Source organism: Trinickia soli, assembly GCF_002879855.1.
GTDB lineage: Bacteria > Pseudomonadota > Gammaproteobacteria > Burkholderiales > Burkholderiaceae > Trinickia > Trinickia soli.
The window spans coordinates 125,835-144,558 of the sequence record NZ_PNYB01000016.1 but is presented as its reverse complement, the minus strand read 5'-3'; the positions used below and the strand labels follow the sequence as shown (position 1 = coordinate 144,558).

Genomic DNA, 18,724 nt, shown 5'->3' with positions numbered 1-18,724 from the left:
CACCGGATGACGGCCGCACACAACGGGGCCGCGAGGCTACCTGTCACTCGCCAACTAAGTCATCGTACAACTAGTACACGACCCGCAATCGCCCGTCTTCCTGGGATTTTCCCTACTAAAAATAAGGCTCTACAGTTAGCGAAAATGCGCTTCACCGCTAGTTGTACGATGACGTATGAGATAACTCTCCGAGCAACGGCGGCGACAGAAATTCTGAGCGGGCGGCTGCCGGCCGACGCATCGAGACGCAGATGCAGATGCAGACCTCAACCACGGAGACTCAATTGAATAAGCGCGTATTGAAATTGTCGGCGGTCGCTCTGGCTGCCGGTTTGGCAGCGGGCGCCGCGCAGGCGCAAAGCAGTGTCACGCTGTATGGGATTGTCGATACGGGCATCGGCTATCAGAACAATCAGGCGCCTGCGCTCGGCGCGACGTCGGGCGGCCACGCTTCGACGAAAATGATCAACGGCATCTGGTCGGGCAGCCGTTTCGGCATGAAGGGCAGCGAAGACCTCGGCGGCGGCACGAAGGCCATCTTCACGCTCGAAGAAGGTTTCAATAGCGCAACCGGCGCAATGGCCGTCTCGGGGCTGGCGTTCAATCGGCAGGCCTTCGTCGGCCTGACCGATGCGCGGTTGGGCACGTTCACCGCGGGCCGTCAGTACACGGCCTACTACACGTTGCTGTCGCCCTGGAGCCCGACGACGTGGTTGACGGGCGCATTCGGCGCGCATCCGGGCGATATCGATTCGCTGGACACGAACTATCGCGCGAACAACTCGTTCGTCTATATGTCGCCGACCATCGGCGGCCTGACGCTCGGCGGCTCGTATTCGATCGGCGGCGAGCCGGGCAGCTTCAACGCGGGCTCCACCTGGAGCGCTGCGGCTCAATACAAGAACGGTCCGCTCGGCATCGCCGCGGGCATTCAGCGCGTGAACAACTCGGCCGAGGGCGGCGGCGCCTGGGGTTCGTTCTCCACCGTCAGCAACGCGGGCGGCCAGCCGGCCGTGTCGGCGCTGAACAACGGTTACCAGCTCGCGCAGGCACAACAACGGATCGCCGTGACAGGCGGCTGGCAGTTCACGCCGTCGTTCGATATTTCGGTGTCGTATTCGAACGTGCAATACGTCCCGGGCGTGAATTCGAAATTCGCGAGCGAGGCCGTGTTCAATACGTACGGCGCCGTGCTGCATTGGAAGGCGACGCCTGCGCTCGATCTGGCCGGCGGTTACAGCTACACGAAGGCCGCGAAGGCGAACGGCGTGACCGACGGTGCGCAATATCAGCAGATCGTGTTCTCGCAGTACTACTCGCTGTCCAAGCGCACGGCGTTCTATGTGCTTGAAGCGTTCACGCGTGCGAATGGCCAGACGCTCAATGCGAGCGGCGCTGTCATCAACGCGACGGCCACGGTCGGCGACGGCTTCAACGGTACGCCTTCGGCCTCGCGCAATCTGTTCGCCGCGGGCGCGGGCATCGTGCATCGGTTCTGATGCGTTGAGGGTGTGAATATCTGAGTAAGAGGGCTTGCAGTGAAAAGCGGCGGTCGGCGGGAAATCCTGCCGAATGCCGCTTTTGCATGGGTGACAACCGATTTTTGGTCGCCCCGCCACGGTCGCAATGACTTCGATCGGCGGTTTGTCTGTTTCGGACGGCTTGTCAAAAATCGAGCTGGTCGCTGCCGATACCGAGCGCCGACGCGATCTTCTCTCGTGACGACTTCCGAAGGCGATGGCTCTTTTCTTGTTGCGCATAGGCCGACTGGCTAATACCGAGCCTTTCAGCCACCTGCGACTGCGTCAAGCCGAGGTATTCCCTCCAAGCCCGAAGTGGCGTTGCGCCATCAACCGTGCGACTGACGACCTCGTGCGGAATCGACCCTCGGTCGTCGCGACGATTAGCCATGTATTCCGCATAGGGAATCACGACAAAAGCCGGCGCGCCGTCAGGGCCGGTGATGATCTGGGGGCTAGTACGTGCGTTCATCGCGCTTTCTCACTTCCTCGATTTCGATCACCTTGATCGCGCCATCCCAGTTGAACAGCACTCGGTAGTCACCAACCCGCAACCGGTAGCCGTACTTGTGATTTATCAGCATCCTGACGTTCTTGCAGTTAGGCATTGCAACCAAGCCACCAACGCTATCGCGAACCTCGATCTGATGCCTACGGTCCAGCTTGCGAAGCTGCTTGGCAGCCTTTGGAGTCCATTCGATCGAATTCATTAATCATAAGTCAGTTAGAAGTTTTTCACAACCAATCTTATTGTGACCGGCGCGCCGTTCGGACCCTCGCGCGACTGTCTTGGCGGGCAAAACGGTGACGTCGACGTGCCGGCGCCGATAGTAGCTATCGCATTTCTCCCGATCGACCTCGACCCGATATTTCAGTCGAATACACCCGTCAGAGCGTTGCTCAATCGCGCCTGCCGATTGCCGTGCCTACCCGCCCGCCCCCTTCACCACCTCGCGCACCAGCGCCGGCGAGACGTAATGCGGACCATCGAACAAGTAGACGCGATACCCGCGATAAGCCTCGAGTTGCGGCTTCAACTCGCCCGCGTTCGCCGCACGAAAACCGCCCCCCGGCATTGCGCGAAATGCCTCGGCGATGATCCGCACGCGCGCCGCGCCCAAACGGGCGGCAAGCGCGTCGGCGTAGCCGCGCGCCACGGCAGGGTCGCGCACGTAGTCGCCGCAGCCGTCTTGAAAGAACACGCCGACGTCGCGCGGCAACCATGTGTCGAGCCACGCCGCCAACGCAGCGCCGCCGATGTTCGAGTTGTCGTAGACGCTGATCCACAGCGGCTTCGGCAACCGCTCGAGCAACGGCGCAAGCGTTGCCGCATGCTTCCACGTCGGATCGACTTCGACCGGAAAATACCAACCGGCGACATGCACGGGCCAACGCGCCGAAGCAAGCGCCAACGACTGTGCCGCCAGCCGCGAAGCACCGGCACGCGCCTGCGATTCGTCAAAGCGCCCCGCCAAGCCGACGATCACTTCGCGCGCCCACGGCTCGCGGCCGATGCGCTTCCAGTCGGGCAGTCGCGAGGCAGTACGCAATCCCGCGGCGGGCATCAGCGCCTCGTCGTCCACCGCCGTCCATTGAACGAGCAGATCCCGCACGCCGAGCGCATCCCAATCTCCGTGGGGATTCGCATGCGTGTCGTCGGGCTGCCACACGACGCCTTGTGCGTAGTCGGGCCGCTCCATAGAACGGGATGACGCACCGGCGCACCCGCCCGCGGTCGCGAACAACATGCAGGCCACGATCGACACCCATCCACGCCAAGCCCATGCGCGCATACCGTCCCCCGGCTTATCGCCCATGGCTACGCGTCAAGGTGTCCATCAGCGCGTTGCGGTAGTCATCGGCCAAGCGTGCGCGATCAATTTTTGCGTTGACGGTCAGTGGCAACATCCGGCACGGAATCAATTCGGAAGGAATCATGTACGGCGGCAGACGCTCGCCAAGCCGCACACGCCAGTCGTCCGGCAGCGAGAGCTGCGCGCCTTTTTCGTCGTTCGCGCCCGTTTCGACGAACGCAACGATGCGCGCTACCGAGCCGTCCGCGCGCCGCAACGGCACGGCCGCCGCATGGACGCCCCCCGGCATCGCCGCGAGCGCCGCATCGATTTCCGCAAGCTCGATCCGATAGCCGTTCAGCTTGACCTGATCGTCGATGCGGCCATGGCAAAACAGCAAGCCATCGGCGTCGATGCTACCCAGATCGCCCGTGCGAAACGCCCGCTGTCCGTCGCGCGAGAACATGCGCGTCGCATTCAGATCGGCGCGGTTCAGATAGCCCCGCATCACGTACGGCCCCGCGATGCAAAGCTCGCCGCCCTCGACGAATACCTCGCCGTCACGCCTCGCAAAGCCGATCGGCAAGCGCTCGGGGTACGCCGCCAGCACGGCATCGTCGACGACGATCCAGCTCGCGGCCACTGTCGCTTCGGTCGGTCCGTACGTGTTGATGATGCGCGCATCGGGGAAGCGCTCGCGCAAGCGCCGCGCGAGCGAAACGGGAAGCATCTCGCCGCAAAACAAAAACGTGTTCAGCGACGCAAGCGAGTGCTGTGCGAAGCGCGGCTCGAGCAACTGCTGCTGCGCGAACGACGGCGTCGACACCCACGCGCTCACCCGGGCGCGCGCAAGCGCTTCGATGAACGTCGGCCCCGGCAGACAGGCCGCGCGCGACATCATCACGATCGTGCCGCCCAACGCCAACGTGCCGAATACTTCATACATCGACAGGTCGAAGCTGAACGGCGCCTGATTGAGGAAGACCGGCGCCGCACCAAGCGCGAAGTCGGCCGCCATCCAGTGCGCCAACGACTGCACGCTCTCGCGCCCGATCTGCACCCCCTTGGGCTCGCCCGTCGTTCCCGAGGTGAACAGCACGTAAGCGAGGCCCTTTTCTCGAAGGGTTTGCCGAGGCGAAGACGCTTGCGCAAAATCCTCGGCCCACTCGAATCGCTCGAAGCCCGCACGACGCGCATCGAAATACACCGCTGCGTTCAGCGCGCGCGCAATCCGCCGCATACGCTCGTCGGGGTACACGGTATCGACCGGCACAAACGGCGCGCCGAGCAGCAGTGCGCCCGTCATTGCGACGAAGAAATCGGCCTCCTTGTGTCCGCGCACGATCACCGGCGTGTCGCGCCCGATGCCTTGCGCCACGGCGGCGCCGCACCATGCGAACGCGGCGGCTTCGAGTTCCAGCCAACTGAGCGTGCGGTCCGCCCCAATGACAGCGGGCGCATCGGGACGATGGTCACGATCGACAAAACGGCTTTCGGCCAGATCGAAACGCATGGCCGCCGCCTATCGCTGGGAACCGCGGTCGGAACCGCCGTTCGAACTGTGCTCCGCAACGAACGCCGCGAGCGCCGCGACGCTGGCCAGGTGTTCGGCGATCTCGGTCGGCGGCAGTTGCACGGCATATGACGTTTCGACCTGCAGCACGATCTCGACCGCGAGCACCGAATCGACGAGGCCCGACTCGATCAGCGGCAAATCGGCATCCACGCGCCGCATGACGACCGATTCCACGAGCGCCTGGACGCTTTCGAGCAGTCCGGTTTGAGTTGACGTCATCGAATTTCCCTCGAAACAAGAACAATCAAAATGAGCGATCGGAAACAGCGCTCAAAACTGGAAATAGAGGAACCGCGCTTCGCCATGCAATTGCGCGGCGCATAGCAGCAGCATCAGCACCACCACGGTCGTCCAACGCCACGACGGCGACCAGCGCCAGCGCATCGGCACGGCCTCCGACGCGCGTTCGAGCGCCGGCGAGAACCGGCCCATCCACTCATGTGAATTCGGCGCGAACCAGGCGAGCGCGAGCAGCGCTGCCAATTGCGGTGCGGGTGCGGCTCGTCCCAATGCAAGCCGCAGCCAAGCCAATCGATCGATGCCCGCATCGAGCGGCGGCCACGCGTTGGGCGCGAAACCCCGGCGGCCGACCATCCCTTCGAGCATCGCCATCGCATCGTCGATGCCATGCGCGCGGAAAAAAACGAACGCAACGAGCGCAGCGACGAACGTGACCAGCACGCTTGCGACATGTCGCACGCGCAGCCAGGCGGGCGCGGGCGGCGCCTCGTTCGAGCCGGTCTTCGCATGTTCGATGCGGCTACTGCGCCACGCGCGCCACCCATGATTGACCGTCAGATAACCCGCGTGCAGCAGGCCATAGACGAGATATTGCAGGCCCGCCCCATGCCAGATGCCCGCCAGCCCCATCGTGTAGAACGTCGGCACGGCCACCGTGGCGACGAACCCCGTCGGCGAGCGCTGCGCCGCGCGGCCGATCGGCAGACCACGCCGCGCGCGGCGACGGCTGATTCGCATCGAGAGCGGGTAATACAGGTAGGCGCTCAAATAGCGCGTGAGCGTCATATGCCAACGCTGCCAAAAGTCGATGATGCTCGCGGCCTTGAACGGCGAATTGAAATTGAGCGGAAAACGCACGCCGAACATTTTCGCGAGGCCCACGGCCATGTCGGAGTAGCCGGAGAAGTCGAAGTAGAGCTGCAGCGCATAGGCGAGCGCCGTGCCCCACGCCGCCCAGCCGTCAAGCGCGGCCGGCGCGGCAAACCCGGCATCGGCATAGGGCGCGATCGGGTCGGCCAGGAGCAGCTTCTTCGCGAGACCCATCGCGAATACGCTCGCACCGATCGAGATGTTTTGCGCGCGCAACCGGTAGGTCTCGGGCCGCGCGAACTGCGACATCATCTCCTTGTGGTGCAGGATCGGCCCTGCAATGAGATGCGGAAAGAACGTGACGAATTGCACGAAGCCGAGCGCGTCGGGGCGCTTCACGATACGGGCCCGGCAATCGAGTAGATAGCCGATCTGCGTGAAAGTGAAAAACGACACGCCGAGCGGCAGGATGACGCCGACCGAAGCGTGCCCGAGCCAACCCTGCGGCGCGAGCCCCCACCCTTGCACGAGTGCGCCGGCCATGGCCGCCAGATACTTGTAGCGCACGAGCACGCCAAGGTCGACGCAGATCGCCGCTGCAAGCCATAAGCGCCCGCTGCGCGAACCCGGCGCGGCCGCGAGGATCGCGCGACTCATGGCGTAGTTGAACGCGATCGATGCAACGAGCAGCCCGACGAACGCGGGTGCCCAGGCGCCGTAGAACACCAGCGAAGCCGTGCACAACCAAAGCGCGGCGAGGCGTGGCGAACACGCGCCGGCCGCGTAGTAGGCAACCAGCGCGATCGGCAAAAACAGCGTCACGAAAACAAACGAATTGAACAGCATCGACGCATTCCCTCAAGGTCCGTGGTTCGACGTCGGCCCGAGCGCCGCCGTCCCGGCGATCCCGGTGGTCGTTGCAGGCGCGATCGCTGCCGGTGACGACAACGCGTCTTCCGACATCTCCCAGATCACGACGCGCACGCCCGGTGGCCACGCGGCGCGCTTGGCCCAGATCGCTGCGAGCGCGCGGTCGAACTGCCCGTCGTCGACGCTGACATTCCAGACTTCGCGGCCCAACGCCCGGCCAAGCCGATCGGCGAAGCCGCTGCGGCGCGAGAACGAACTGCCGGCCAGCAGGATCTGCGCGGGCGGCGTGTCATCGAGCAAGCCGCCCGATGGTTCGGGGCGAATCGTTTCGGGCATCTCGATGTCGGGAGCGGGCCGCCAGCCGTCGCCTACTTCGGCCAGGCCCGCCAGCCGAAGCAGATCGCCTACGCGCGCATGCACGCCCGACTCATGCTCGGCGGTGTAGCGCAGATCGCCGCGCGCGCCGAACCTCGGCTGCACGACAGCCGCCACCGCATCGGCCGCCGCCTGCGCACCACGCGCGTTCCAATGCACGTCGGTGCGATAAAAGGCCGGATGCGCTGCGGTCAAAGGCGCGAGCAAGTCGACCCGATCGACGCCCGCTTGCGCGAGCGCCTGCCGCCATGCATCCCAGCGGGCGGTCATCCGCTCGTCTTGCCGCAATCCGCACAGCGCTTTCGTCTCGACGCGCGCTTTGTCCGGCACCGTCACGACGACCAGCGTTTTGCCATCGCGGCGCAATGCATCGGCATACTTGTGCAGCGTGGCGACATGGGCAGTCAGCGCGACGGAGGCAGGCGCGGCAGCATCGGCCGAGGGCGCAGGCCGCAGGCCGTCGGCGTAGAACAGCCAACCGGGGCAACCCTCACGCACTTGCGGCCCGAGATCGCCGAGCAGTTCGTAGCGCAAAGCCGCGCCCGCGCGACGCAGTTGCGCGGCGTAAGGGACATCGATCGCGCGGTCGATGCGGTGCATCGCCTCGCCGCTGCGCCACACGCGGCCATCGGCCAAGGTCGACGTTGCGTCGGCGCCGATGTGCGTGACGAGCGAAACGATGCCGAGCACCAGCGCGCCGGCCAACAGTGCCAGCAGACACGCTGCCATCGGACGATGCGCCCGTTCTGCCGATTGCTCCGCAAGCGGCGCGGTTTCTGCGACCCGGCCCGGGCGGTCGACGACGGTCTCGCTCATCGCGCGAGCGCCTTTTCCACGCGGTCGAGCCATGCGGCTTCGGCCATGATCGACGACGCATCCCATTGCCCCGATGCGCCGGGACCATAGGCCATCTGCCCTTCGTTGAATTGCCAAACGACCGCCTGCGGCTTTTGCTGAACGAACGCGGGCGACTCGAGGTAGTCGAGCAGCGTCTTCCACGGCCCCGTATCGCCGAACTTCCACGTCAATCCGACAGGACGCGCGAGCGTATGCGACAACCGCTGCGGAAAGCCGAGGTAGGGCTGCACCATGCTGTTGCCGACGACCTGCACGACGGGCGTCGCGTCAGGCAGCAAGCCGCCGCCATCGGCCTCTTCGCGGACGATGAAGCGGTCCTTGCCGATCGCGCGTTTGCGATCGGGTGGCAGCAGCGCCGCCAGATCGCCGTAGTCCATCTCCTCGGTCCACTCGCCGAGCGCGGGAGGGTCGGCTTGTTCGCCCCGCAATGCACCGGCATCGGTCAAGCGCCGGGCCGTCGCATCGGCAACGGCCTCGGCCGTATGTGCCGACCAGTGGTAGTCGGCACGGATGTACGTGCTGTCCGCGCGCGTGTCGACGTTTGCCAGCGCCGCGACCGCATCGACGAAATCGAGCCCCGCTTGCTTCGCCCGCGCGAGGATCGCCGTGTAACGCTGCGCGACGGCCGGTGCGAGCGACGCGCCCTCGGGCAACTTGTCCGCCGCCGCGCGCGCCTTCAGCGGCGCAACGACGATCGTGCAGCGTACGCCGTGCGCGTTCATCGCGCCGACGACCCTGCCGATCAAATCGACGATGGCGAGGCACGCGGACGTGTCGTCGGTTTGATAGCTCTCCCACGCGGGGAACAACCATCGGTCGCGGCCCTCGATCACGCCCTGCGCGGCGCGCGCCGTGCGGGGCGACAAAGACAAGCCCGCTGCAAACGGCGCGGCGGCCAAAGCGAGCAACAGACGGCGGCGGCGCGCGCAAATGGCGGCGCCTGGATCACGAGCAAAGTAGGTCGGTCTCATCGGCAATTTCATGGGTTAAAACGTCGTGCGCCAACCATCGGCTCCAGCGCTCTGGCGGCACCGGTTATCCGACGGTGAGCCCGGTCGATCAGCGCGTGCCGGGCCAGTCGAGCGAGTCGGCCGCGCCGCCCAACATCGGGCGCGTCGCGGCGCCCGACAGAATCAGGCTGTAGCTGTGGCCGGCGGCAAGGCGCGGTAACGCGAACGGCGCCGAAACGACATCGCCGCAAACCGCCACGAGCGTCGCGGCAACGGGATTGATCGAGCGCATCGCTGCGTGACCGGGCGCGACGTGGTCGAACACGACCGTGAGCGCGCTGCGCTCGAGCGTGACCTTGGCGTCGCAGCCGTCGACGAAATTGAAGAGGCGAAGCTGCGCGCGCAACGCGTCGGCACTGACCGCTGGCGCCGTGACGGCCCGGGCCCGCCAGCCGCTCGCGCCGTTGCGCTCGAGCGCAACGGTGACGATCGACCCGGCCGTGTCGGCGCCTGCGACGGCAGCCGCGCCGGCAGGCGCTACGGGGATCTTTCCGTCCACTGCGACGCGCAACGGCGTGCCGGGCCGCACCACGTCGAGTGCGGTCGCAGCGCCGGGCGCGAGTTCGAGCAGACGTGAGCCACCGGGCAACGCGACCTTTGCGCGCCCCATCGAAAGGTTGATCACGCGCAAATAGGTGGCGTCAGCGGGTGGCTGCGGGCCGTACAAGCTCGCGACGTCATCGGCGGTCGCTTGTGCGGCGACGGGTGCGAGCGCAAGCGAGGCAGCCAGAGCAAGCGCACACCCAAGCGCCCGGCGCGAGGGGGCGGGCGAAGTCTGTGCAGTGCGGAGGGTTCGGTTCGTCATTACTGGCATCGAAATCGTGAATCGTCGTAGTCCGGATGAAGAAAGCGGGAACGCGGGAAATCGAAAACATGAAGAAGCCGCACGGTTCGCCTTCATTCAGTAAGAAAACACCGCGCTGCAAAACGCGCCGCGGGCTCGTTCGTCGCCGGTCAGCTTCCAGCGGTACTGAATCGACAACTCGACCGACGAACGCAGCGCGTCGTACTTGCCGCCGCGAAAGCCGTAGCGCGTCGTGACGCCGAAGCCGGCGCCGACCGGCACGGTGTGATCGATCGTGGAGTCGTAATCGGCGCCGACAACCGCGTACGGAAACACGGTCAAGCGAGGGCTCAAACGATCGAGCCGGTAGGTCCGACCCGCTTCGACAAGCGCCGTGGCGTAGTTGGATGCATGGCTCAGGTAGTGCCCGGCTTCCGTGTACATCGACAGCGTCCACCACGACGGCACATCGACCCGTCGCTCCGTGCCGACGCCACCCGAATAGGCGAGCCGGGCCAGCCAATCGCCCTGCGCCTGCGAGCCGATCGGCACGATGCGCTCGAACGCCACAATCGCGTCGAGGCCGGCAAACGGTTTGCCGCGCACGCCGAACGCCGCCTCGAGCGCGCTTGCGCCGCTCGCGCCGCCGCCCGACGCCACGCCGAAGCTGTCGTACCCGCGCGCATACAGTTCGAGCATGCGGTCGCCGAGACTGCCGAACGGGCGCCAATACACTTCGGCGCCGGTCTGCCAGCCGTTGCTCGTCGTCGGTTTCGCGGTCGATGCGTAGCCCGACTGCAGACCGGCGCCGCGGTAGTCCAACGAGACGTCAAAGCCCCATTTGCGCGTCGCCTCGGAATGCGCCGCGCGCAGTCCCTCGCGCTCCTGGTCGATTGCACCGTTGGCCGCGCGCGCCGCCGCGGAGTCGCCCTGGCGTTCGCGCGGCAACGCGTCGATCGCGCGCTCGAAATAGCGCGCCGATTCGGCATCGCGGTTGGCCGCCGCGGCGGCGTAACCGGCGTCGCCCAACGATGAACCGGTCAACCGGCCCTGCGCGTCGGCGTCTCGGAACGACGCGAGCGCACGCCTGTCATCGCCGGCCTGCCGCGCGACATAGCCGGCTTCGAGCGCGGGCAGCGCGTCGAGCAGGCCGTCGTCGATCAGCGCCCGCGCTTCATGAGTCGCCTCGCGGCTGCGTCCCGCGTCTTCGAGCGCGTCGATGAGTTGCACGCGATGCTGCGCGCTGTCGGGCACGGCCGCGACCGCTTCGCGCGCATAGCGAACGGCCGCTTCCTTGTCGCCCTGCTCGGTCGCGCGTTCGAGCGCGCGCGACGCGGCGAAGCCTGCGTCGGCCGGCCATACGTCGCAACTCGCGCCGAAATCGGGGTCGTTCTCGCAGTCGACAACGGGCCGCGCCGCTGCCAACGTCGGTGTCCCATGTGCCGCAGCGGTACGTTGACGGCGCGCACGACCCAGCCGATCGGCCACAAGCGCATCGGTGTCGTCGCCAAGCGGCGCCATGGCGGAAAGACGATCGATCGCAACCTGACCGCGGCCCTGCGCCATCCAGATATCGGCCGCGATCGCCCGCGCAATGTTTTGCGTCGAACGCGTCACGTCCCGGCCTCGCAGCGCGGCGTCCAGATCGGCATCGGCCAGACCGGCGTGATGCTGCTGCGCGCGCGCGTAGGCGCGGAACAGATACGGCAGCACCTCGGTGTCGTCGTAGGCGATCGCATCGCTCGCCGCGGCCTCGAGTCCTGGCCAATCGCGGGCGGCGATCAACGCGTCGAACAACGCCACGCGATAGTCGATGTTGTCCGGCGCATAGGCGACGGCTTGGCGCCCCGCGGCGATCGCGTCATCCAGGCGGCCCGCCTCGCGTGCAGCGAACGCGCGCTGCGACGCCTTCGGACCGAGACCGTTGCCGATGAACGTGCGCCGCAGCCGAAGGTCGTCGCTGTCGCCGAAGCGCTGCACCGCATCCGTATCGGCCTGCCATGCGAGCAACTCGTTACCGGCCCCGCTCGCCGCATCGATCAGCAACAGCCGCAGACGCAGCAGGTCGGGCCGCAGCGCAATTGCGCGCTGCGCCGATTGCGCCGCGTCGGCGTATCGCTTCTCGCCATAGGCGCGGTAGGCTTGCCGCGCAGCCTCGAACGCTTCGCCGGTCAGGGCATCGCCGGCCTCGCTCGGTGCACTCGGCGCACTCGGGCGCTGTGCGAGTCGTTTGATCGCGGCGTCCACGGTGTTGATCTGCGCCCGGCGTTTGACCAACGCGGGGCGCGGCCCGAACACGCCGATGGCGTCGCCCAGTACGCGGCTCGCCTGCGCGTAGCGGCGCTGTGCCGCCAACGTGTTCGCCAGCAACAAGCGCAGGTCCGGCACATCGGGCCGCTGACGAATCGCCTCGCGTGCCAGTGCTTCGGCGCGCGGGTAGTCCCGTTGTGCGTAGTCCGAATAGGCTTGCGTCGCGACGCGATAAGCCGCGCCGGCGAGCATGGGCGCATCGGCCGCGTTGCCGCTGCCGTTCGCATGTGCGGCGACCTGCGCGAGCGCGAAGGACGCGGCGCAGAGCTTCGCTGCGAGTCGCGGGCGAGCGACAGTGCGCGGCGCGGCCGACAGGTGGGCCACATCCGGTGCAGCCGCATCCGACCGAGACGGCGCAGCCGCGAGATTGTCGACGCGGCCAAAGACAAAGAAATCGAAGGCGCCGCTCATGCCGTTGCTCCAGGCGCACCGCTCAAGCGGCGCTGCTCGTCGATGACGCGCTCGATCGCTTCGCGCGACACGACGCCGCAGGCCACCATGAAATCGCCGATGCGACCGTGGCGCTCGGGGTGGTAGCCGCTCAATGCGGCCTCGAATGCCTGGCGACGCACGTAGCCGCGCTCGATCAGCAGATCGCCGATCAACGGCACATTACGAACCGTGGCGGCTTGTGCCTGGTCGATGCGAGCGCGGTCGGCTTCCCTGGCAGCGCGAATTGCAGCCATGCCGCCAGCATCGGCATTAGCAGCGGCTTCGGCTTCGACATCGGCAGCACCATTCGCCGTCGTTGCCGCACGCGTCGACGCTTCGCTCGCCACGCCGCGCAAGTGCCTGAGACCGAAGGCGATCTCGCCTTCGCGCACGATGCGTTGCTCGATGCCGCCGCTCACCCGCTCCGCCAATTGCGCAAGCAACGCGTCGCCGAGCGGGCTTGCCGTCAGCAGGATCGCGCGTCCCGCTGCGTCGACGCCTTGTGGCAATACGCGGCAACGGATGATGGTTTCGAGCGGCAGTTGCGCGCGATGACGTTCGAGCGCCCTCAGATCGAGCACGCCGCGTTCGAGATCGGCCTGAAACGAAATCGCCTCGGCGAGCGTCTCGTCATCGAGCCAGCCTTTGGCCATCAGCACCCGGCCCAGCGGTGCTTCGCGCGCATGCGCTTCGTCGAGCGCGCTGCTGAGCTTTTCCGCATCGATCGCTTGCCACGAGATGAGCAACTCGCCGAGCCGCTGCCGCCGATCGACGAGTCCGTCCGCCGACGGGAAATCGTGCATCGTCTTGTCCCACGCGAGCCGCTTCCCCGTGATCAGATGCACGACGAACAAACGCCAGGCGCGCGTCACGGCCAGAAAGTTGATGAAGTTGGCGATGACCATGCGAGGCGCCGACAGCAGCCCGTGCTCCCAGCCATACAAGCGGGTCACGAAGTACATGCGCTGCACGACACGCAGCATCAGCGCGAACGCATTGAACCAGAGGAGCGCGCGAAACCAACCGGCGTCGGCGAGCGCGGAAGCGGCGAGCGGCGGCGCGACGCCGCATGCATCGGCCAGAGCGAACAGCAGAAACTGGGCGACCAGCACATAGGCGAGCATGCCGACGATCGCCGTGATCGTGCCCTTGCGGTCGCGCAACAGCAAATAGCGATTCGCGAGCGAACCCGAAAACCCCGTCTGCCGCCAGCCCTGCAAGCCGATGCCGAGCGTCCAGCGTGCGCGCTGCCGATACGCCGTGCGCAACGTGTCCGGAAAGAATTCGCGCACGCACAGCGGCATCGTCAATGTGAACTCGCGCACCGGGCCGAAGCCGAACCACGTCTTGCGACGCGCCGCGAAGGTGACCGGAAAGCGCGCGAAGATCGATTGCATGCCGAGTTTCGCCAAACGCGCGCCGACGTCGTAGTCTTCGGTCAGGCTTTCCGTGTTGAACGGCTGATTGTTCGTTTGCTCGCGTAACGCAAGCAGCGCGCGACGCGAGAAGCAGGTGCCGACGCCGGCCGACGGCACGGCGCCCGCAAGGCTTTCCCGCACGACGAGATCCTTCGCGTGCCACTCGGCGAATTCGTCCATATAAGTGCCGGCGACCAGTTCGAACCAATGACGCTCGAGCGACGCGACGGGCAGTTGAATCATGTCCTTGCGCGGCAACAGGTAGTTGAAGAACTTCAGTTCGAGCGGATGCAATACGTCTTCGCTATCGTGCAGCACGACCCCGGCGAATTCGACACCGGTTTCCTGTTCGTGCTTGAAGATCGCCTGCACGACCCAGTTCAGGCAATCGGCCTTGCAGGTCGGCCCGTCATGCGGCACCTCGACGCGCCGCAACTGTCGATAACGGCGCCGCATGCGCTCGACCTCCGCGATCGTGCGCGCGTCGTTTCGATAAGTGCCGACGAACACGATATAGCGCCGGTAATCGAGCACGCGCACCATGTCCTCCAGCATCGCGGCGATGACGTCGTATTCGAGCCAGGCGGGCACCATGATCGCGATCGGCTGCTCTTCACGCACTTGCAGCTGCTCCACCGTCAGCGCCCGATAGCGACGCTTGACGGTCAAGCGCCGATACGTCTCCCGTGTCCAATACCAAAGGTCCACAAAAAGATCGTCGAGACCCGACACGAAGATGACGACGGCCATGACAGCGGCCAGCCACTCGAGCGCCGTGAAATAGCGGCTCAATGCATAGCCGCCGTACCACTGCAGCACGGCGAGGCTCATTGCTTTCCATCCTTGGCCAGATGGCGACGGCGTTCGATCGCGGCAATGACGACGAGGGCAACCAGCAAGGCGACGATGGCCGCGGCGACGAGCCACGGCAGACGGCGCGAGAACGCATCGGCACGCGTGCTGTCGGTGACGACTTCGCCGGGATGGCGCCAATCGAACAGGCGCGCGACGCCGTCCGACGCGACGAGCGCGACATCGCCGCGCGAGAGGCGCAGGGTGGCGGGCAACAGCGGCGCAACCTGGCCGAGCGAGCGATAGGCCATGCCGGCGGTGCCGTTCGCATGCGCGACGTCGATCACCGCGAGGTTCGACAGGCCCGAGACGTCCGCATAGACGCGCCCTGATCCGTCGACGAGCTTCAGGCGGTCGGATGACCATTGCGCCCGGGCATCCTTCTCCTGAAGCGCAACGTCTACGGCAAGAAACGGCCCGTTCGGCTCGGCAGTCGCGCCGCGCTTGACGATCGATAGCGTCGCACGCGACGTCGCGAGTCCCGCGACGTTGGCGAGGCTCGCCAGTCGAGGCAGCGACCGGGCCGCATCGTCGAGGTAGTCGGCGGGCACGAGCACATTGGACGCCGTCGCGAACTTCGACTGCATGCCGATGAAGTCGTCGTCGTCGCCGGCTTGCGCGAGTGTCAAATGGCTCGTCGGCAGGATCGCGACGGGATAGCCCGGCGAGCGCGCCTCACAGCCGCCGTCGGGACGGCGCTGCAACACGACGCGCAGGACGTTGGTCGGAGCCAGCGCATAACGCGGCACGTGCGCGATGATCCGGTCGGGCTTGCCGTCCTCGCGCAAAAGCCGCGAGCCGATCAATACGCCATTGAAGTAGATCGACGCGAGATCGCTGTCCCCATGCGGGGTGGGCGCGGCGGCAAGATCGAGCACGACGTCGTCGGGCAACTTGCCGCTCGCCGCGACGGCGGCGAGGTCGAAGCTGGCGTCCCAGGTCGCGCGGCCGAGTACGTCGAGCGTGCGCGGCTCGCCGCCGAGCGACGCCAGCGCGATACGGTCAATGTCGGCCGCGAGTGCATTGTCGAGGCGATGCACCACGTAGCGGTCGGCCACGCCGATCGGCCGCCAGTCGCGTACGAGGGCTTGCGCGGCAACGGGGTCGCCCACGACGATCGCCGCTTGCCCGGGCAGGTGCGCAACGCGTATCTCGCCCGCGGCGAGCGGCGTCGTAATCGGATCGAACGCTCGCTTGCGCCAGGCGTCCAACGCGAGCGCGCCGCTCGGCGACACCGCCGCGATTTGCGCACGCAACGCGTCGAGCGCGAGATTGGTTTGCCGGCGCATCGCATCGTCGGCGACGATGACATCGGGCGCAATGCCCCGGGGCTGGAGGGCCAACGCGGCGCCCACCGTTGCGGCATCGGCGAGGCTGATGCTGCCGCCTCCTGCGAGCGCCGCAAATGCCGGTATCGCGCGCAGCGCCGCGGGCACCTCGGCAGCATCGACTTCGACCGTCTGGCCCAGTGCAGGCCATGTGCGCGTGATAGGCCGTCGCCCTTCCCGCTCCATCAACGCCTGCACGCGCCAAGCCGTGTCGTACGCGGTTTCGCCGATACCCTGCGCCGAAATTGCAACGGCCGGGGCGGCCGGCAACGCGCTCCATGCCGCGCGTACGTCGCCGATCGCGTCGGGGTCGAAGCGATAAGTCAGGCGCGAGCTGGGTGCGATGCGCAGCACATTGCCGATGGCGGTTTGGTCGGTGCACAGGTGCTCGTCGATGACCGACGACCATTGCAGCCCCACACGCACGAAGCCGCTTGGGCGCGGCGCCCCATCCACGCCGATGCTCGTTTGCGCGCTGCCCTGCTGCTCGCCGAAGCTGCGTGCCTGCACGGGTGCGCCGTCGAGGGAGACGAGCATCGTCACGCGTCCGCCGTCCGCGTGCTGGAAGCCGCCGTCGATTTGCAGCGTCGCCCCGTCGATCGGCACGCCGGCCGGAACCGGCACGTACAGTTCCTGGCGCGAGTCGGGCGCCGTCAGCACGAGCGGCTCGCGCACGCCCAGATCGGCGAGCGCCACGGTGCGCACGATCGCGCGATGCTCGCCGAGATGGCGAAGGGCGTCCACGATACCGCTGCCGGCGGCGTCGCCCGCGGCGGCGCCGTGGGCAAACGGCGCAAGCAGCACCAAAGGCGTAGCGACGATTGCTGATCGAAGGCGCTGCACGGTGCGCGTTGAGATGTCGGAAGTCACGGTCGTTCTATATTGATTGCGCGAAAAGGGAAAATCCGGCGAAGCGGCCCGCTCATGTGTCTGCGTCTCGGATCGCTGCATGGTCGTTGCGTGGTCGTTGCGTTGCCGCGCGGCCGAGCCGGAGCCGGCCGCGGCGCGGTAACCGCTTCAAAGCGCAATCGCGTGTTCCAGCGGCTCGCACGAAGCCGCATCGGGACGCATGCGGCTGGCGAATTCGATGAACGGACGCCCGGCAATGGCCGCCGCGATGCGCTCGGCCGCGTTGCCGTCTCCGTAGGGGCTGATCGGCTCTCGCGGCAAACCGATGCGCTCCTGTTCGGCGAGCAGCGCGCGCACGCCTTGCACGATCGTGTCGCTGCGCGTCCCGACGAGCCGTACGGCGCCCGCCTCGAGCGCTTCGGGCCGCTCGGTCAGCTCGCGCATGACGAGCACGGGCTTGCCGAGCGCGGGCGCTTCCTCTTGCACGCCGCCCGAGTCCGTCAGCACGACGGCCGCACGCTGCATGAGCCGCACGAAGCCGACATAGTCGAGCGGTTCGATCAAATGCAGATTCGGCGTAGCGCCGATCCGCGCGTGCGCGGGGCCGCGTACGTTCGGATTCAGATGAATCGGATAGACGATCTGGACCTCGCCGCTGCGCGCCAGCGTGTCGAGCGCGGTGCAGATGGACGCGAAGCCCTCGCCGAAACTCTCTCTGCGATGCCCGGTCACGAGCACGATCGGCAACGAGGGGGCGAGGCTGGGCAACTTCGCATCGAGTTCGGCGCGCAGCGAGGCGTCGGCCTCGATGGTCGCCGCCGCCATGTAGAGCGCATCGATGACGGTATTGCCCGTCACGAAGATTTGTCCTGCAAGCGATTCAGTCACGAGATTTGCCTTCGCGCTTTGCGTCGGGGCGAACATGAGATCGCTGATCGCATCGATGACGCGGCGGTTCATCTCCTCGGGCCACGGGCTCGACAGGTTGCCTGTGCGCAAGCCGGCTTCGACGTGACCGACGGGAATACGCCGATGAAAAGCGGCCAAGGCGGCGGCGCAGGCCGTCGTCGTGTCGCCGTGCACGAGCACGCGATCGGGTCGCTCCTGAGCAAGGATGTCGTCGAACGAAAAGATCAATCGCGATGCGAGACCGTTCAGCGTTTGATTGGCGGTCATCAATGCAAGGTCGTAGCGGGGGCGAATATCGAACAGTTCAAGCACTTGCTCGAGCATCGACCGGTGTTGTCCGCTCACGCAGACGATCGATTCGAGTCCGGGTGTTCTTTCCAGTGCCTTGATGACGGGCGCCATCTTTATCGCTTCCGGCCGTGTGCCGAAAACGGACATGATTTTTGTTGCCATTGTTGATATTCCCCGTTCCGTTTATTGCTTTATGTGGCGCGCGATATTCAGCCGTAAAGCGCAAGACGATGCGTCCAACACAATTCGCAATCGTGACGGAGGGGAATTTTCCGAAAATCTGAGAACGGGCTTGCAAACAATCGTTAAAACGATTGCCAAACAAACGTTAAGAAGACTTGGCGAATTTCGCGCAAACGATTTCGCCCGGTTATTTTCTTTATAGGTACGGGCGATTTCGATCTGTTTCGGCCGATCTTCGGCCTATCGCAAGGGGCGGGATCGCTACACCGGGATAAGCTGCTTCAGGGGGAGGCGCTGTCGCGCGCATCGCCTCCCG

The 18,724-nt window shown here is 66.2% G+C and carries 15 protein-coding genes; 2 read left to right on the top strand and 13 right to left on the bottom strand.

Annotated features, from left to right (window positions below):
- Nucleotides 1-257 precede the first annotated feature (257 nt).
- Complete coding sequence (locus tag C0Z19_RS18820; RefSeq protein ID WP_102611354.1) at nucleotides 258-1,499, top strand: porin; 1,242 nt, start codon at nucleotides 258-260, stop codon at nucleotides 1,497-1,499.
- A gap of 166 nt (nucleotides 1,500-1,665) precedes the next feature.
- Here the strand turns inward: C0Z19_RS18820 and C0Z19_RS18815 are convergent, their stop codons facing one another.
- The 13 genes from C0Z19_RS18815 to wecB form a co-directional block, all read right to left on the bottom strand.
- Nucleotides 1,666-1,992 (bottom strand): helix-turn-helix domain-containing protein, encoded by a 327-nt coding sequence (locus tag C0Z19_RS18815; protein WP_102611342.1) that lies wholly within the window; start codon nucleotides 1,990-1,992, stop codon nucleotides 1,666-1,668.
- Nucleotides 1,976-2,230 (bottom strand): type II toxin-antitoxin system RelE family toxin, encoded by a 255-nt coding sequence (locus tag C0Z19_RS18810; protein WP_102611341.1) that lies wholly within the window; start codon nucleotides 2,228-2,230, stop codon nucleotides 1,976-1,978. Before C0Z19_RS18810 ends, C0Z19_RS18815 begins: the two co-directional genes overlap by 17 nt.
- 216 nt (nucleotides 2,231-2,446) lie before the next feature.
- The gene (locus C0Z19_RS18805; RefSeq protein ID WP_425330282.1) at nucleotides 2,447-3,337 is read right to left on the bottom strand and encodes an alpha-amylase family protein; all 891 of its coding nucleotides are present in this window, start codon (nucleotides 3,335-3,337) and stop codon (nucleotides 2,447-2,449) included.
- Nucleotides 3,327-4,826 (bottom strand): D-alanine--poly(phosphoribitol) ligase, encoded by a 1,500-nt coding sequence (locus tag C0Z19_RS18800; protein ID WP_102611340.1) that lies wholly within the window; start codon nucleotides 4,824-4,826, stop codon nucleotides 3,327-3,329. The genes C0Z19_RS18805 and C0Z19_RS18800 overlap by 11 nt, the downstream gene beginning before the upstream one ends.
- 9 nt (nucleotides 4,827-4,835) lie before the next feature.
- A complete protein-coding gene (locus tag C0Z19_RS18795; protein WP_102611339.1) occupies nucleotides 4,836-5,108 on the bottom strand; it encodes an acyl carrier protein in 273 nt (90 codons plus the stop codon).
- A 51-nt stretch (nucleotides 5,109-5,159) separates the two neighbouring features.
- Nucleotides 5,160-6,785, bottom strand: a complete 1,626-nt coding sequence (locus tag C0Z19_RS18790; RefSeq protein WP_102611338.1) for an MBOAT family O-acyltransferase — start codon at nucleotides 6,783-6,785, stop codon at nucleotides 5,160-5,162.
- Between the two features lie 12 nt (nucleotides 6,786-6,797).
- Entirely contained in the window at nucleotides 6,798-8,000 is a 1,203-nt protein-coding gene (locus C0Z19_RS18785) for an alginate O-acetyltransferase AlgX-related protein (protein WP_233196195.1), read from the bottom strand.
- The gene (locus C0Z19_RS18780) at nucleotides 7,997-9,013 is read right to left on the bottom strand and encodes an alginate O-acetyltransferase AlgX-related protein (protein WP_158243027.1); all 1,017 of its coding nucleotides are present in this window, start codon (nucleotides 9,011-9,013) and stop codon (nucleotides 7,997-7,999) included. Before C0Z19_RS18780 ends, C0Z19_RS18785 begins: the two co-directional genes overlap by 4 nt.
- Nucleotides 9,014-9,101: 88 nt before the next feature.
- Entirely contained in the window at nucleotides 9,102-9,857 is a 756-nt protein-coding gene (locus C0Z19_RS18775; RefSeq protein ID WP_158243026.1) for an alginate O-acetyltransferase AlgF, read from the bottom strand.
- Nucleotides 9,858-9,953: 96 nt separating this feature from the next.
- Complete coding sequence (locus tag C0Z19_RS18770; RefSeq protein WP_102611334.1) at nucleotides 9,954-12,557, bottom strand: NfrA family protein; 2,604 nt, start codon at nucleotides 12,555-12,557, stop codon at nucleotides 9,954-9,956.
- Complete coding sequence (locus C0Z19_RS18765) at nucleotides 12,554-14,827, bottom strand: glycosyl transferase family protein (RefSeq protein ID WP_102611333.1); 2,274 nt, start codon at nucleotides 14,825-14,827, stop codon at nucleotides 12,554-12,556. The genes C0Z19_RS18770 and C0Z19_RS18765 overlap by 4 nt, the downstream gene beginning before the upstream one ends.
- Entirely contained in the window at nucleotides 14,824-17,046 is a 2,223-nt protein-coding gene (locus C0Z19_RS18760) for a cellulose biosynthesis cyclic di-GMP-binding regulatory protein BcsB (RefSeq protein WP_146012102.1), read from the bottom strand. Before C0Z19_RS18760 ends, C0Z19_RS18765 begins: the two co-directional genes overlap by 4 nt.
- Before the next feature lie 147 nt (nucleotides 17,047-17,193).
- Nucleotides 17,194-18,387 (bottom strand): non-hydrolyzing UDP-N-acetylglucosamine 2-epimerase, encoded by a 1,194-nt coding sequence (gene wecB, locus C0Z19_RS18755; RefSeq protein WP_102611331.1) that lies wholly within the window; start codon nucleotides 18,385-18,387, stop codon nucleotides 17,194-17,196.
- Here wecB and C0Z19_RS28035 point away from each other — a divergent pair.
- Nucleotides 18,323-18,610: a hypothetical protein gene (locus C0Z19_RS28035; protein ID WP_175084038.1), complete on the top strand. Its 288-nt coding sequence runs from the start codon at nucleotides 18,323-18,325 to the stop codon at nucleotides 18,608-18,610. The two genes, wecB and C0Z19_RS28035, sit on opposite strands and share 65 nt — an antisense overlap.
- Nucleotides 18,611-18,724 lie beyond the last annotated feature (114 nt).

Bases quoted from the DNA above. Each gene is read 5' to 3' on its own strand.
- C0Z19_RS18820 (WP_102611354.1), top strand. From the start codon at position 258: ATGCAGACCTCAACCACGGAGACTCAATTGAATAAGCGCGTATTGAAA.
- C0Z19_RS18815 (WP_102611342.1), bottom strand. From the start codon at position 1,992: ATGAACGCACGTACTAGCCCCCAGATCATCACCGGCCCTGACGGCGCG.
- C0Z19_RS18810 (WP_102611341.1), bottom strand. From the start codon at position 2,230: ATGAATTCGATCGAATGGACTCCAAAGGCTGCCAAGCAGCTTCGCAAG.
- C0Z19_RS18805 (WP_425330282.1), bottom strand. From the start codon at position 3,337: ATGGGCGATAAGCCGGGGGACGGTATGCGCGCATGGGCTTGGCGTGGA.
- C0Z19_RS18800 (WP_102611340.1), bottom strand. From the start codon at position 4,826: ATGCGTTTCGATCTGGCCGAAAGCCGTTTTGTCGATCGTGACCATCGT.
- C0Z19_RS18795 (WP_102611339.1), bottom strand. From the start codon at position 5,108: ATGACGTCAACTCAAACCGGACTGCTCGAAAGCGTCCAGGCGCTCGTG.
- C0Z19_RS18790 (WP_102611338.1), bottom strand. From the start codon at position 6,785: ATGCTGTTCAATTCGTTTGTTTTCGTGACGCTGTTTTTGCCGATCGCG.
- C0Z19_RS18785 (WP_233196195.1), bottom strand. From the start codon at position 8,000: ATGAGCGAGACCGTCGTCGACCGCCCGGGCCGGGTCGCAGAAACCGCG.
- C0Z19_RS18780 (WP_158243027.1), bottom strand. From the start codon at position 9,013: ATGAGACCGACCTACTTTGCTCGTGATCCAGGCGCCGCCATTTGCGCG.
- C0Z19_RS18775 (WP_158243026.1), bottom strand. From the start codon at position 9,857: ATGACGAACCGAACCCTCCGCACTGCACAGACTTCGCCCGCCCCCTCG.
- C0Z19_RS18770 (WP_102611334.1), bottom strand. From the start codon at position 12,557: ATGAGCGGCGCCTTCGATTTCTTTGTCTTTGGCCGCGTCGACAATCTC.
- C0Z19_RS18765 (WP_102611333.1), bottom strand. From the start codon at position 14,827: ATGAGCCTCGCCGTGCTGCAGTGGTACGGCGGCTATGCATTGAGCCGC.
- C0Z19_RS28035 (WP_175084038.1), top strand. From the start codon at position 18,323: ATGACGGGCGCCATCTTTATCGCTTCCGGCCGTGTGCCGAAAACGGAC.
- wecB (WP_102611331.1), bottom strand. From the start codon at position 18,387: ATGGCAACAAAAATCATGTCCGTTTTCGGCACACGGCCGGAAGCGATA.